The organism is Nodosilinea sp. FACHB-141, assembly GCF_014696135.1.
Classification (GTDB): domain Bacteria; phylum Cyanobacteriota; class Cyanobacteriia; order Phormidesmidales; family Phormidesmidaceae; genus Nodosilinea.
On the sequence record NZ_JACJPP010000022.1, the window covers coordinates 147105 to 159906 of the forward strand.

The window sequence follows — 12802 nt, forward strand, 5'->3', positions numbered from 1 at the left end:
TAGGGTTTCCGGGGTTCTCTATGATTAGATCAGATTCTTCGTGTTCAGAGAGGAGACGTTGATATGGCAGGTTCTACAGGCGAGCGCCCCTTTGGCGACATCGTAACGAGTATTCGCTACTGGATTATCCATAGCATCACCATTCCCATGTTATTTATTGCGGGCTGGCTCTTCGTGAGCACAGGCTTGGCGTACGATGCCTTTGGCACGCCTCGCCCTAACTCCTACTATCCCGACAACCAAATGCAGCTGCCGATTGTGAGCGATCGCTTCGACGCGAAAGATCAGATCGACACGTTCTCAAATCGATAACGCTTTAGTATTCCAACGTTTGATTGAACCTATGCAAAGCAATTCTCCGAACGAGCCCATTACTTACCCGATCTTCACCGTGCGCTGGCTAGCTGTGCATACCTTAGGGGTACCCAGCGTGTTTTTCCTAGGGGCGATCGCGGCAATGCAGTTTATTCAACGATAAGAGAAAACCATGGATCGTAGTCCAAACCCGAATAAGCAACCGGTAGAGCTAAACCGCACCTCCCTATATCTGGGTCTGCTGCTAGTTTTTGTGCTGGGTCTGCTGTTCTCTAGCTACTTCTTTAACTAAAGTTCCAGGGCTGTCTTAGCCGGCAGTGCTGTGGTGCTCAGACTGTGTTGAGTTTCTTACCAGATTAGTAGGAGGTGGATATTATGCTTCAGAGTGGACGAATTCCGTTGTGGATCGTGGCAACTGTTGCCGGTACTGGTGTGCTGGTGGTGGTGGGTCTATTTTTCTACGGTGCCTACGCTGGTGTAGGGTCTGCCATGTAGCTGCTTCGAGCAGTTCTAGATTTAGAGGCTGGGGCGAGTTGGGTTATACCTGCTTGCCCTAGCCTTTTTAAGTGGGTCTAGGAGATAGCTAAGGGGCGATCGAGGGCGCTGACATAGCGCTGCACGAGGTAATCAATACCCGTGATCGCCGTGCCTACGACAACGGCATAGGCACCTAAATCAAGGGCTTGCTTAGCCTGGGCTGGAGAAGCAATGCCGCCTTCACAGATGACTGGCACGGGGCACTGTTTCACCATAGCTTGGAGTAGGTCAAACCCGGGCGGGGTTTCGGTTTGAGTCTCTGCGGTATAGCCAAACAGGGTGGTGCCGACGCAGTCTGCCCCGGCGTCAATAGCCTTGAGTGCGTTGTCGAGGGTATCGACATCGGCCATGACGGCGCGGCCTAGACGCTCGTGAATTTGCTGAATAATTTGCTCTAAGGTTTCACCACTGGGGCGGGGCCGTTGGGTAGCATCAACGGCGATAATGTCGCTGCCGGCTTGGGCTACTGCCTCGGCGTGATGAAACTGAGGGGTGATGTAGACCTCCGAGGGCGGCATAACCTGCTTCCAGAGGCCGATAATGGGGGAATTGCAGCGGGCCCGTACGGCTTGGATGTGGTCAGGGCTGTCGATGCGTACCCCAACGGCTCCGCGGTTAAGGGCAGCTTCGGCCATGGCTGCGATCGCCGTCGCATTGTGCAGAGGCGAGTCACCCGGGGCTTGGCACGATACGACGAGCCCGCCCTGCAACGATTCCAAAATGCTCTTCAAGGTAGGACTTACTCCACAACAGCGCTATCTAGTTTGATCTATGGCAACTCGGATTTCAAAAACCCTGCTGGTAGCCTCTATTGGTCTGCTGGCCTTGGTAATTGTGCTCAATAATCTGACGGACTACAACGCCAATTTTAGGTACATTCAGCACGTGCTGAGCATGGATACGGTCCTTGTAGACAGTCAGCTAACCTGGCGAGCTGTGACCTCATTGGGCCTTCAGAAGGCGGCCTATGGGGTGATCATAGGGATTGAGTCGGCGATCGCCGCTCTCTGTCTAGGTGGAGCCATGCGCTTGCTGAAAGTTGTGAACTGCGATGGCATCACCTTTAACCGGGCTAAGGCTACGGCTATTTATGGGCTGACCCTGGCGTTTCTATTTTGGTTTGTGGGCTTCATGGTGGTAGGTGGGGAGTGGTTCACCATGTGGCAGTCGTTGGAGTGGAATGGACAGCAGCCCGCCTTTCGCTTTATCGGCTGTGTGGGTTTTGTGCTGCTCTACCTCAGCCTGCCCGATGGCAACTTGCTTGAGTAGGGTGGCTTGGCTTGAGGATGGGCGATCGCACCCCCTAACCACACTTTTACACCCAGGTGAAGCCTGATCTACACCTTGGCCAGTGTGACCTGTTCTGCTTGGTCTTGATATTTGCCTTGGCGGGTTTCGTAGCTAACCTGGCAGGGCTCACCCTCAAAGAAAATTAGCTGCACCACTCCCTCGCTGGCGTAGATGCGACAGTCGGCGCTAGAGGAATTAGAAAACTCTAGGGTGAGGTGGCCGCGCCACCCCGCTTCAGCTGGGGTCAGATTGGCAATGATGCCACAGCGGGCGTAGGTCGATTTGCCGATGCAAATCACGCTGATGTTGTTGGGGACAGAAATTTTTTCTAAGGCTACTCCCAGCCCATAGGAGTGGGCCGGCAAGATAAAGTAGCTGCCGCTCTCATCAGTTTTAAGGGCGGTGGGTTCTAAATTGGCGGGGCTGAAATTTTTGGGATCAACCACCGTACCCGGAACATGGCGAAAGATTCTAAATTCGGCAGGAGATAGCCGAATGTCGTACCCGTAGGACGACAGCCCGTAGCTGATAACTGGCTGTCCTAGAGAATGGTCAGCGTTCTCTAGCTGTCGCACCAGGGAGGGCTGAAACGGCTGAATCATGCCCTCCTTAGCCATTTTGTCGATCCAGGCATCGTTCTTAATCATGGCAAAGCTTCCTGGACGGCTAGGGCAAAAAGTTACGGCGAAATTCGGTTACTTGGTCGGCCACTGTGAGTAGCGGATCTGGCATGTCGGGGCCAGTGAGGATGACATCGACTTGAGGAGGGCGCTGCTTGAGAAAGTCTACAACGTCTTGGGTGGGAATCAGACCGTAGTTGACGGTTAGGCTGAGTTCATCGAGCACGATGAGCCCATAGCGACCTCGGGCTATGACCGCTTTGGTATGAGACCACAAGTCTTGAATGGCCTGCTGCTCACTGGGACTCACTACCGGGTCATGAATACAGCGCGGCATGTCGGCGCGAATCCAGTCTAGATTTTGGCCAAACTGCATCGGTTGATCAGGCCCCTGGTGAATGCCTCCCTTGAGAAATTGCACGATCAGCACAGCTTTGCCCTGGTCAGCGATCCGCAGAGCCTGCACCATAACATTGGTGAAAAAGTTGCGGTGTACGGCGGTAAAGACTTGTACGGTGCCCTCTACTGTCTGTAAGAGCGGATGGCGAACGAGCGAGGCAGGGGACGGCGCTAGGGAAAGAGGTTTGATCTGGGAGACCATGGGCTAGTCCATCGAGGGCAGAAGAACGGCAGTTATCCGTTGACCACACCAAAGCCGGCAGCAGCGTAGTGCTACGTTTCTAGGTTGGGTAGCTTGGATTGTAGGGCTAAATATAGCGTGATTCCCCCAACGTGAATCGACGAATTACTCTATATGCATTCATGAAGTGCTTATGTACTGTATTTAGCTCTAATGGCTTAGCCCGATCAACTATCCTTTGGAACCTGCGCTCGAGGAGGCGGAAAAGCTGCCTAGTCTAAGGGAGTCTGCTGTATTCTATGGAGGGCATTAGGGGCACCTTGTATGGCTTGGCAACGTCCAGATGGTCGGCAACCTCACCAGCTGCGGCCAGTAAGTTTTGAACGCCAATTTACGAAATTTTCGGCAGGCTCTGTACTAACCCGCTGCGGCAATACCCAGGTGCTCTGCACCGTGTCTGTAGAAGAGGGGGTGCCGCGATTTTTGCAGGGGTCGGGTCGGGGCTGGCTAACGGCTGAGTACCGCATGTTGCCAGGGGCTACCCCCCAGCGGCAGGCTCGTGAGCTCATGAAGCTATCGGGTCGCACCCAGGAGATTCAGCGTCTGATTGGGCGTAGTCTGCGATCGACTCTTGATTTTGAGCTGCTGGGGGAACGCACTCTCCTGGTAGACGCCGACGTGCTCCAGGCCGATGCGGGCACCCGCACCGCATCGATTACAGGGGGCTATGTGGCCCTAGCCGATGCGGTGCAAGGCTTAGTGGCGCAGGGATTGTTGACGCGATCGCCCCTAGTGCACGGAGTTGCCGCTGTCTCCGTTGGCCTCATTGGAGATGATGTCTTGCTCGATTTGCAGTACGACGAAGACGTGGCGGCAGCCGTAGACTTCAATCTGGTGCTTAACGAGGAGCTCAACATTATTGAAGTTCAGGGTACGGCCGAAGAGGGTAGCTTTAGCCGTCAGCAGATGAACCAGATTCTAGAGGTGGGTGAGCTGGGCATTAAACAGCTCTTAGAGGCTCAGCAGGCGGCGTTGCTGTAGGTACATCGCTTGAGAGGATGGCTGTTCTATCCAGCGCTGCCCTGCTAGAACTGGGGGCAGTGCTCGGAGTTGCGTCGGAGTTGCGATCGCTAGAGGGCACTTCTTTCCTAGAACGAGAGAGTAAAACCAATTCCTATCGTTAAGAAACGCATCAAGACTATCAGCTGAATTTTGCCCTTGGGCAGTCTGAAATTAGGCCACAGTCTGGAATCGTAGTTTTCTCGCGCAGGAAGGTTTGCCATGACATCTATAGATGCGTTTTCGATGAAAGAAATCACGGTGAGCCGGCAGTCTCCGGGAGAAGAGCGCCAGGCAGCCCTACACCAAATTTATGCTCAGGTGCTCGAACGCCAGCCCTATGGGTTTGAACGTAAGCAGCTCGCCAAAATCGAAGCGGAGTTCTTGCGAAATAAAATTGGTGTCAAGCGGTTTCTGCGCGAGCTGGGCCATTCTGAGGTCTATCTCAATGAGTTTTACTACAATTCTTCTAACCCAAAATTTATTGAGCTGTGCTTCAAGCACTTCATCGGCCGTGCCCCCAGCGATTCGGCAGAAATGCATCGCTACTGCGATATTCTGATGCGGCAGGGCGTTAAAGCCATGATTACTGCTCTGCTCGACTCTGACGATTACAGTAAGCACTTTGGCTGCTTTACTGTGCCTCACGCCTGGGCCGAGGACAGCTACCCATCTCCAAGAACGTTCTGGGAAACTGAAGTGCTGCTGCATGAGCTGCACGGTCGACGCGGCTGGATTGTGCCTACAATGACCTGGCACGACCTTCAGCTCAACTGCGACGGCGGCAGCTGTAGTTTGCCTGGGGCACCAATACAATCTAGCCATTCCCTGCGGACAGCGGCAGCGGCTACAGTAGCCATATCGGGAGCAGAGGCGCTGCACCAGGTGCTGAGTACGATGGGACCTCAGGATTTGGAAGTGTTTGCCGCGACCCTCTCTATCACTGAGCGCGACAAGCTGCGCCACTTGCTGATGCAGCCCGCCCGATAGGTCATCGCGCTTAGAGCATTCAGCAGCATGTTCCACGGTGGCGGACTCGAACTGAACTGGGCTCGGACTCGTCACGGGCCATTTAGTACTTGAGCAAGCCAATTGTGACTAGCTCTAACGGCTTAGGGTTCAAGGTGTAGATAGACAGTAGGCCTTGAACCCTAGACCTTAAACCCTGAACCCTACTAGCCCGTTAACTTTGGCTTCGCAGACTACTAAGCTATGAGCCGGGCGAATTTTTTCTTGCCCACCTGCACCACTTTGCCAATGAGATCAGCGGGGCTGACAAACTCTTGGTTGGGATCGGTCACTTTCTCGCCGTCGAGCTTCACGGCACCTCCTTGAATTTGGCGGCGGGCCTCGCTACTGCTGGTGCATAGCGGCGTAGACCCCACCAAATAGAACAGTTTGGCCGGAAAATTGATTTCAGCTAAGGAAAACTCGGGCACCCCGGCCGCAGGCTCACCAGTGCCTTGAACGAGGTTGATGGCGGCCTGCTGCGCCTGCTGTGCCGCCGTTTCGCCGTGGAACTGGCGGGTGACCTCTAGGGCCAGCAGCTTTTGGCGATCGCGCGGGTTCTCTGGCAGGGTATCCAGCGCGAAGGGCGTCAACAGCTCAAAGTAGTCTTTAATCAGCGAGTCGGGCACCTTCTCGAGCTTGGAGTACATGCTCAGAGGATCTTCCTGGAGCCCCACGTAGTTGCCCAGGGATTTCGACATTTTTTGGATGCCGTCGGTGCCCAGCAGCAGCGGCACGAGCAGGCCAAACTGGGGTAGCAGGCCAAAGTGGCGCTGCAAATCGCGCCCAACGGCAATATTGAATTTTTGGTCGGTACCGCCCAACTCCACGTCGGCCTGCACCGCCACTGAGTCATAGCCCTGCATCAGTGGGTAGAGAAACTCGTGGAGAAATACCGGCTCGCCCTTGCCGTAGCGCTCGGAGAAGCCTTCTTTGGCCAGCATCTGCCCTACGGTCATGGTGCTGAGCAGCTCAAGAATTTTGCCCAGGTCGAGGGAAGACAGCCACTCCGAGTTGTAGCGCACCTCCAGCCGACCGGGCGTATCGAAATCGAGAATGGGGCGCACCTGTTCCAGGTAGGTCTCGGCGTTGGCCTTCACATCCGCTTCTGTGAGCTGGCGGCGCACCTCCGACTTGCCAGTGGGGTCGCCAATGCGGGCGGTGAAGTCGCCAATAATCAGCACGGCAGTGTGGCCGGCATCCTGAAAGGCGCGCAGCTTGCGTACCGGAATGCTGTGGCCCAGGTGAATTTCAGCGCCAGTAGGATCAATGCCCAGCTTGACCCGCAGGGGGCGATCGCACTTCAGTAGCCGCTGTGTCAGGTTCTGCTCTGGGTCGCTAGAGTCTGGCTGGTGGGGAAAGACCTCGCTGATGCCCCGATAAATGCTCTCAAATTCAACCGGGGAGGAGCTGGGGTGAGCCTGGGTCATGGTGACTGAGTTCATGGGATAGGGATGGCGGGTTGGTATTGCCCAGGGGCCAGAGAAAACAGGTTTAGCGCACTAAAGCCACTGACTGATAAGTTGTGGCAAAAGTGGCCCTTAGCTTCTCCTTATAACCATTTGTAAGGCTAGGATAGGCGTGCCTGCGATCGCCCTCGAGCGGTCTTTAGGGCCACCGCTGGCGCTCACTTATCTAGAGGGTCATTATAATGGCCTAACCGTCACCTGCTGACGGCCATCTACACGCTACGAAATAGCCTTCCATCGCTACGCCGCACCGTCGTTTTATAAGCAGCCTTTAAGAGCCAACGTGTCAACCAACACCATTCGCCACAAAAGCCGACGTCAACCTCAGCCCCTGCGCCGAGCACCCAACGCGCTGAAGTACGTTCAAGACGTAGGGCAGGTAGCGGCGGCAGCCCTGCTCGGCACCACCATGATCGCCAGCTCTGTGCTGGCGGGCGGGCTGGTGGGCTTGGCCATTAGCTTCCGCAATTTGCCTGATGTGCGGGTACTTCGCAACTACGTGCCTAGCGAGACCAGCTACATCTACGACATCAATGGCACCCTGCTCTATAGCCTCCACGACGAAGCGAACCGCGAAGTCATCGACCTCGACGAGATGTCGCCGCACCTCAAGCGGGCCGTGCTAGCAGTAGAAGACAGCTATTTTTACTCCCACAACGGCATCAACCCCAGCAGCGTAGGCCGGGCCTTACTGGCTAACGCCCAAGCTGGGAGCACGGTAGAAGGTGGTTCGACCGTCACCATGCAGCTGGTAAAAAACCTGTTTCTTACCCCTGAGCGAGCCGTCAGCCGCAAAGTGGCAGAGGCCGTGCTGGCTCTGCGCCTAGAGCAAATCTTCAGCAAAGACGAAATTCTGGAGATGTATCTCAACCAGGTCTACTGGGGCCACAACAACTACGGGGTCGAAACTGCTGCCCAGAGCTACTTCAATAAGTCAGCCAGAGACCTTACCCTACCGGAAGCGGCTGTGATGGCGGGCTTAATTCAGGCTCCAGAAAGCTACAGCCCCTTCCACAACTATGAAGCCACCAAGGAGCGCCAGGCCGTCGTGCTTAACCGCATGCGCCAGCTGGGCTGGATCTCCCCAGAAGAAGAGGTAGCTGCCAGGGATGCGCCCCTGCTGGTAGGCGAAGTGAAATCATTCCGCAGCAGCATTTCTCCCTATGTTACCGAAGCGGCAGTACAGGAGTTGAAGCAGCGCTTTGGCAATGAAGCGGTGGTGAAGGGCGGTATGCGCGTGCAAACGACTGTTGACCTCAACATGCAGCGCATGGCCGAGGCTACGGTGCAGCGACACAATGCCCGCATTCGCCACATTGCCGATCAGATGGCTTTAGTGTCTATTGACCCCCGTACCCATTTTGTGAAAGCAATGGTGGGCGGGGTCGACTATCAAACTAGCCAATTCAACCGGGCGATTCAGGCCTACCGCCAGCCGGGCTCAGCGTTTAAGCCATTTGTGTACTACGTGGCCTTTGCGACGGGGCGCTATACCCCAGCCAGCAGCATTGCCGACACGCCGGTTAGCTATCCCGATGGCTATCGCTACTACAGCCCCAAGAACTATGACAGCAGTTTTATGGGGAACATCCCCATTCGCACAGCTCTAGAAACCTCGCGCAACGTGCCAGCGGTGAAGCTGGGCCAAGCGGTGGGAGTAAACCAAATTATTGAGCTGTGCCGCACCCTCGGGATTGACAGCCCGATGCAGCCGGTAACCTCGCTGCCTCTGGGTGCTGTGGATCTAACCCCAATGGAAATGGCCGGAGCCTATGCCACCTTTGCCAGTAACGGCTGGCACTCTGAGCCGACCTTTATCGTGCAGGTGAGCGACAGCAGCGGCAATGTGCTGCTTGACAACACCCCCCAACCTCAGTTGGTGCTTGACCCCTGGGCGGCTGCGTCGTTGACCGATGTTTTGCAGGGGGTAATTGCTCGGGGAACCGGCCAAGCCGCTCAGATTGGGCGACCAGCGGCGGGTAAAACCGGTACCACCGACTCCCAACGAGATGTGTGGTTTGTGGGTTATGTACCCCAACTTTCGACCGCCGTGTGGATCGGCAACGATAACTACTCGCCGATGCGCTCTGGCACTACGGGCGGCACCTACGCTGCGCCGGTGTGGCGAGACTTTATGCAGCAGGCTCTGGCCAATACGCCGGCCGAAAACTTCAAGCGACCTTCGGAATTCGTGCAACCCTAGTGGGCTACGCGTCTTGCTCTACGGCCTTATTGCGCTGAGCAATTAGGCGATGTGGATGAGCTATGGGATCTAGGGGATCTGAATTTAGAGCCCAGATAAGGATGGTTAGAGATTGATTTCATCGATTTGGGCGAGGACGCGATCGCGAAATTCTGGGTCGCTGTTGGCGAGCCCCAGCAGTTCCCAGTAAGCGGAGAGGGTGAGCCCATTGGCTTGAATTAGATCGAGGGCTGCGGCCTGAATCTCCTGCTGCATCTGGCGCGACTCGGTGTCGGTCTCGGCCCGCTGTAGGCCGAGTTCGCGCGACTCAATCAGCTTGACGACGGCCATGTAGGCATTAACAAAACGGCTGACGGTTTCTGAGGGAATATCGTTGGCGTCAGGTTGGGTGGGGGAAACTGCTGGCGCTGGTAGATCCACCGCTGGTGAGGATGCGGCGAAGGCAGGGGTAGCCATACCCAGCAGCAGGATGACCACGCCCAGATACACCACCCGATGTACTAAGCGCTGGCTTTGCCTACCTAGCGAAGAATTGTGCCGGATGCCCCACTGTTTCAACCAACGGACGCAGGACTTAACAGCAGCAGTCATCCACTCGAAACCCATAGACCGATGACTCAGAAAGCGTTTCACCAGCCTACCCGAAACCAGATGGCCTATAGTGGTACTAAGCCTAAGCATAAATACATAATGACAAAGGAAACAGACTGTCATGGCAAGCGATGATACGGCTCCAATGCCTGGTCAAGGGAGTCTCTCTGACCGAGAGCTACAGATCGTTGAGCTAGTGGCATCGGGGCTAACTAACCAAGAAATTTCAGAGAAGCTGGAGATCAGCAAACGCACCGTCGACAACCACATCAGCAATATTTTGACTAAGACCGCTACGGGCAACCGGGTGGCTCTGTTCCGCTGGGCGCTCCAGTCTGGCAAGGTCTGCATCGACGAGGTCAACTGCTGCCTACTGCCTGAAGTTAAGGCCGAGAGTCAAGAGGCTTAGGCACCGTCACCGGCCAACCTCAGGCTATGATGGGTGTTCTGTATTGCCCATTGAGAGCGCCTGCCCCGTTATGGAGTCGATTCAATCGCTGCCCGGAACTGAAGACATTTTGCCCAAGGCGCAGTTTGTCGGCCAAGACTTAAAGGTGGCTGATATTCACACCTGGCAGCGGGTAGAGGCGACGGCAAGAGAGATTTTGGGCCGGGCCGCCTACCGCGAAATTCGCACCCCTACTTTTGAGGCCACCGCCCTGTTTGAACGGGGCATTGGTGAAGCCACCGATGTGGTGGGTAAGGAGATGTACAGCTTCAAAGATAAGGGCGATCGCGGCTGTACCCTGCGTCCTGAAGGTACTGCTGGGGTCGTGCGGGCCTACGTGCAGCACAGTCTCTACGCCCAGGGTGGCGTACAACGTCTTTGGTATACCGGCCCCATGTTTCGCTATGAGCGCCCCCAAAAAGGCCGCCAGCGACAGTTTCACCAGGTGGGGGTTGAGGTGCTGGGCAGCGCCGATCCCCGCGCCGATGTGGAAGTGATTGCTCTCGCTACAGATATCTTGCAGGCTTTAGGGCTCAAGAACCTGACGTTTTACTTGAACTCGGTCGGTGACAGGGGCGATCGCCTGCGCTACCGCGAGGCCTTGGTCGATTATCTCACCCCCTACGCGGCGGATTTGGACGAGGATTCGCGCGATCGTCTCACTCGCAATCCCCTGCGCATTCTCGACAGCAAAGACGAAAAAACCCAGGCTATCACTCAGGCGGCTCCCAGCATTCTGGACTACCTAGGCCCCGACTCCAAACGCCACTTTGACCAAGTGCTGGCCCAGCTCAATGCCTTGGGCATTGTCTATGAACTCAACCCACGTCTAGTGCGAGGGCTCGACTACTACACCCACACTGCCTTTGAAATTCAGTCGAGCGATCTAGGGTCTCAGGCCACAGTATGCGGCGGCGGTCGCTACGACGGGTTAGTGGAAGAACTGGGCGGACCGGCTACCCCGGCGGTAGGTTGGGCTATTGGCCTAGAGCGCCTTACCCTGCTGCTCGAAGCTTTGGAGCAGGGTAAGGCCACAGCCCCAGATATTTATTTGGTCTCTCGCGGTGAGCAGGCCGAAGCCAATGCCCTGCAGCTGGCCCAAAAACTGCGTCACCGAGGGATAGCGGTAGAGCTAGACCTCAGCGCGGCCGCCTTTGGTAAGCAGTTTAAGCGGGCCGATCGCAGCGGGGCCGCCGTCTGCCTAATCATTGGCGACGATGAAGCGGCCCAGGGAACTGTGCAGATTAAGTGGCTAACCTCAGGCGATCAAACCAGTCTCTCTCAAGCGGCATTGCTTAGCGATGCCGATGGTTTTTTGCAGCAGCTTCAAAGCCGAGTATAGAGATAGCTAGAGTCCATGCCAAATCCGATCACATAATCCCGATTCCTCAAAAGGCCAAGCTGTAGGGGCGTAGCCGTAGCCGAGCTAGAGGTATGGTATTCGCCCTGTTCAATCAGCCAGGGGTTAACCAAGAAGGGTTTGGTATCAGAGCGGTCTGGCTCTCCCTCAAGGGAGGAGTTTCTGTCGCCCGGAAGACCCCATCTCTCTAAGAAATTCGTTACGATTATTTACATTGGCGATTTTTGTCCAACAACTAATTTATCTGCTGGTTGTATGCCTGACACCATCACAAAACTGGCCTACCAAGCCTTGCAACAGGGCAAAAGCTACTTTGGGCTAGCCCACAAAGCCGTTAGTACCCAAGTTATGCAAACGGTTAGTCCACCCAAAGACCTTCAAACCACGCCCCTAGATATAAAGTCTCTTCAACTGCTACAGCAGCGCATGGGTGACTTGCTAGAGCGCGATTGGCAAGATACAGAAGCTGGGGTTTATCCCAAAGAGCTGCTGTTTGATAATCCTTGGGATGACTTCTTCCGATTTTATCCTCTTGTTTGCCTCGACTTACCCCAAATTTGGGAGCGGCTGAACAAGCGTGATCATCACCGGTTTTCTGACGATATCGACACAGCTGGGTATCCCAAATACTACCTGCAAAACTTTCACCACCAGACCGACGGCTATCTGAGCGACATGTCGGCCAATTTGTACGACCTCCAGGTCGAGATCCTCTTCAACGGCACCGCTGACCCCATGCGCCGCCGCATTCTGGCTCCTTTGAAGCAGGGCCTAGCAGCGGCTGGCGTTGAGGACGGGGCTAAGGTTTTAGATGTCGCCTGTGGCACGGGGCGCACCCTTGGCATGATTCGCGATGCCCTGCCCAAAACGTCGCTCTACGGCGTTGACCTGTCGCCCACCTACTTGCGCAAGGCTAACGAGAATCTGCTGGCCAAGCCCGGATTGTTGCCGCAGCTCGTGCAGGCCAACGGTGAAAGCTTGCCGTTTGTAGATAACTACTTCGATGGCGTGGTGAGTGTTTTCTTGTTCCACGAATTACCGGCAGTAGCGCGGCAGAATGTGATTAACGAAATGTATCGGGTGGTGAAACCTGGCGGTACTGTGGTGCTGTGCGACTCGATTCAGCGGCTTGACTCTCCTGAGTTTGAGGCGGCAATGGAGAACTTCCCAGCGATGTTCCATGAGCCCTACTACCGGCACTACACTACCGATGACCTCAACCTGCGCTTAACTGATGTAGGATTTGAATCGGTCAGTAACCAGGTGCACTTTATGAGCAAGTACTGGGTATGCCGCAAGCCAGCGGCGGTCTAGCATAGCTT

General features: G+C 55.5%; 17 protein-coding genes. 12 read left to right on the top strand and 5 right to left on the bottom strand.

Going from position 1 to position 12802, the window contains the following annotated elements; genetic code table 11:
* The first annotated feature begins 63 nt into the window (after positions 1-63).
* The 4 genes from psbE to H6F59_RS23025 all read left to right on the top strand — a co-directional run bounded on the left by psbE (position 64) and on the right by H6F59_RS23025 (position 810).
* The gene (gene psbE / locus H6F59_RS23010; RefSeq protein ID WP_190519958.1) at positions 64-312 is read left to right on the top strand and encodes a cytochrome b559 subunit alpha; all 249 of its coding nucleotides are present in this window, start codon (positions 64-66) and stop codon (positions 310-312) included.
* A 31-nt stretch (positions 313-343) separates the two neighbouring features.
* A complete protein-coding gene (gene psbF, locus H6F59_RS23015) occupies positions 344-478 on the top strand; it encodes a cytochrome b559 subunit beta (protein ID WP_073607318.1) in 135 nt (44 codons plus the stop codon).
* 9 nt (positions 479-487) lie between these two features.
* Positions 488-607 carry a photosystem II reaction center protein L gene (locus H6F59_RS23020; RefSeq protein WP_190519956.1) on the top strand — a complete coding sequence of 40 codons (120 nt, stop codon included), beginning with the start codon at positions 488-490 and terminating at the stop codon, positions 605-607.
* Positions 608-690: 83 nt separating this feature from the next.
* Positions 691-810: a photosystem II reaction center protein J gene (locus H6F59_RS23025; protein WP_071527210.1), complete on the top strand. Its 120-nt coding sequence runs from the start codon at positions 691-693 to the stop codon at positions 808-810.
* Between the two features lie 77 nt (positions 811-887).
* Here H6F59_RS23025 and H6F59_RS23030 read toward each other — a convergent pair whose 3' ends face one another.
* Positions 888-1583: an N-acetylmannosamine-6-phosphate 2-epimerase gene (locus H6F59_RS23030; RefSeq protein WP_190706265.1), complete on the bottom strand. Its 696-nt coding sequence runs from the start codon at positions 1581-1583 to the stop codon at positions 888-890.
* A gap of 40 nt (positions 1584-1623) precedes the next feature.
* On the opposite strand from H6F59_RS23030, the gene H6F59_RS23035 reads away from it, so the two are divergent.
* Positions 1624-2121, top strand: coding sequence for a DUF2165 family protein (locus tag H6F59_RS23035; protein WP_190706268.1), 498 nt, complete (start codon positions 1624-1626; stop codon positions 2119-2121).
* 68 nt (positions 2122-2189) lie between these two features.
* Here H6F59_RS23035 and dcd read toward each other — a convergent pair whose 3' ends face one another.
* Together dcd and H6F59_RS23045 are read right to left on the bottom strand one after the other, a co-directional pair.
* On the bottom strand, positions 2190-2789 hold the full coding sequence (gene dcd / locus H6F59_RS23040; protein WP_190706273.1) for a dCTP deaminase: 600 nt from the start codon (positions 2787-2789) through the stop codon (positions 2190-2192).
* 19 nt (positions 2790-2808) lie between these two features.
* Positions 2809-3363 (bottom strand): P-loop NTPase family protein, encoded by a 555-nt coding sequence (locus tag H6F59_RS23045; protein ID WP_190706277.1) that lies wholly within the window; start codon positions 3361-3363, stop codon positions 2809-2811.
* A 303-nt stretch (positions 3364-3666) separates the two neighbouring features.
* Here H6F59_RS23045 and rph point away from each other — a divergent pair, with 303 nt between their 5' ends.
* The 3 genes from rph (at position 3667) to H6F59_RS23055 (ending at position 5391) form a co-directional block, all read left to right on the top strand.
* Entirely contained in the window at positions 3667-4383 is a 717-nt protein-coding gene (gene rph, locus H6F59_RS23050; protein WP_190706281.1) for a ribonuclease PH, read from the top strand.
* Positions 4384-4400: 17 nt separating this feature from the next.
* The gene (locus H6F59_RS26865) at positions 4401-4526 is read left to right on the top strand and encodes a hypothetical protein (protein WP_277882453.1); all 126 of its coding nucleotides are present in this window, start codon (positions 4401-4403) and stop codon (positions 4524-4526) included.
* Between the two features lie 97 nt (positions 4527-4623).
* Positions 4624-5391: a phycobilisome rod-core linker polypeptide gene (locus H6F59_RS23055; RefSeq protein ID WP_190706284.1), complete on the top strand. Its 768-nt coding sequence runs from the start codon at positions 4624-4626 to the stop codon at positions 5389-5391.
* A gap of 215 nt (positions 5392-5606) precedes the next feature.
* On the opposite strand, the gene tyrS is transcribed toward H6F59_RS23055, so the two are convergent.
* On the bottom strand, positions 5607-6854 hold the full coding sequence (tyrS, locus tag H6F59_RS23060) for a tyrosine--tRNA ligase (protein ID WP_313887295.1): 1248 nt from the start codon (positions 6852-6854) through the stop codon (positions 5607-5609).
* Positions 6855-7161: 307 nt separating this feature from the next.
* Between tyrS and H6F59_RS23065 the strand changes: the two genes are divergently transcribed.
* A complete protein-coding gene (locus tag H6F59_RS23065) occupies positions 7162-9081 on the top strand; it encodes a transglycosylase domain-containing protein (RefSeq protein ID WP_190706288.1) in 1920 nt (639 codons plus the stop codon).
* A 105-nt stretch (positions 9082-9186) separates the two neighbouring features.
* Here H6F59_RS23065 and H6F59_RS23070 read toward each other — a convergent pair whose 3' ends face one another.
* A complete protein-coding gene (locus tag H6F59_RS23070; RefSeq protein ID WP_199325934.1) occupies positions 9187-9672 on the bottom strand; it encodes a DUF4168 domain-containing protein in 486 nt (161 codons plus the stop codon).
* Between the two features lie 121 nt (positions 9673-9793).
* Here H6F59_RS23070 and H6F59_RS23075 point away from each other — a divergent pair, with 121 nt between their 5' ends.
* The 3 genes from H6F59_RS23075 (at position 9794) to H6F59_RS23085 (ending at position 12794) form a co-directional block, all read left to right on the top strand.
* Positions 9794-10081, top strand: coding sequence for a helix-turn-helix transcriptional regulator (locus tag H6F59_RS23075; protein WP_190706292.1), 288 nt, complete (start codon positions 9794-9796; stop codon positions 10079-10081).
* A 70-nt stretch (positions 10082-10151) separates the two neighbouring features.
* Positions 10152-11462 (top strand): histidine--tRNA ligase, encoded by a 1311-nt coding sequence (gene hisS / locus H6F59_RS23080; protein WP_190706682.1) that lies wholly within the window; start codon positions 10152-10154, stop codon positions 11460-11462.
* A 273-nt stretch (positions 11463-11735) separates the two neighbouring features.
* Positions 11736-12794, top strand: coding sequence for a class I SAM-dependent methyltransferase (locus tag H6F59_RS23085; RefSeq protein WP_190706295.1), 1059 nt, complete (start codon positions 11736-11738; stop codon positions 12792-12794).
* The last annotated feature ends 8 nt before the right edge of the window (positions 12795-12802 follow it).

Bases quoted from the DNA above. Each gene is read 5' to 3' on its own strand.
- psbE (WP_190519958.1), top strand. From the start codon at position 64: ATGGCAGGTTCTACAGGCGAGCGCCCCTTTGGCGACATCGTAACGAGT.
- psbF (WP_073607318.1), top strand. From the start codon at position 344: ATGCAAAGCAATTCTCCGAACGAGCCCATTACTTACCCGATCTTCACC.
- H6F59_RS23020 (WP_190519956.1), top strand. From the start codon at position 488: ATGGATCGTAGTCCAAACCCGAATAAGCAACCGGTAGAGCTAAACCGC.
- H6F59_RS23025 (WP_071527210.1), top strand. From the start codon at position 691: ATGCTTCAGAGTGGACGAATTCCGTTGTGGATCGTGGCAACTGTTGCC.
- H6F59_RS23035 (WP_190706268.1), top strand. From the start codon at position 1,624: ATGGCAACTCGGATTTCAAAAACCCTGCTGGTAGCCTCTATTGGTCTG.
- dcd (WP_190706273.1), bottom strand. From the start codon at position 2,789: ATGATTAAGAACGATGCCTGGATCGACAAAATGGCTAAGGAGGGCATG.
- H6F59_RS23045 (WP_190706277.1), bottom strand. From the start codon at position 3,363: ATGGTCTCCCAGATCAAACCTCTTTCCCTAGCGCCGTCCCCTGCCTCG.
- rph (WP_190706281.1), top strand. From the start codon at position 3,667: ATGGCTTGGCAACGTCCAGATGGTCGGCAACCTCACCAGCTGCGGCCA.
- H6F59_RS26865 (WP_277882453.1), top strand. From the start codon at position 4,401: ATGGCTGTTCTATCCAGCGCTGCCCTGCTAGAACTGGGGGCAGTGCTC.
- H6F59_RS23055 (WP_190706284.1), top strand. From the start codon at position 4,624: ATGACATCTATAGATGCGTTTTCGATGAAAGAAATCACGGTGAGCCGG.
- tyrS (WP_313887295.1), bottom strand. From the start codon at position 6,854: ATGAACTCAGTCACCATGACCCAGGCTCACCCCAGCTCCTCCCCGGTT.
- H6F59_RS23070 (WP_199325934.1), bottom strand. From the start codon at position 9,672: ATGACTGCTGCTGTTAAGTCCTGCGTCCGTTGGTTGAAACAGTGGGGC.
- H6F59_RS23075 (WP_190706292.1), top strand. From the start codon at position 9,794: ATGGCAAGCGATGATACGGCTCCAATGCCTGGTCAAGGGAGTCTCTCT.
- hisS (WP_190706682.1), top strand. From the start codon at position 10,152: ATGGAGTCGATTCAATCGCTGCCCGGAACTGAAGACATTTTGCCCAAG.
- H6F59_RS23085 (WP_190706295.1), top strand. From the start codon at position 11,736: ATGCCTGACACCATCACAAAACTGGCCTACCAAGCCTTGCAACAGGGC.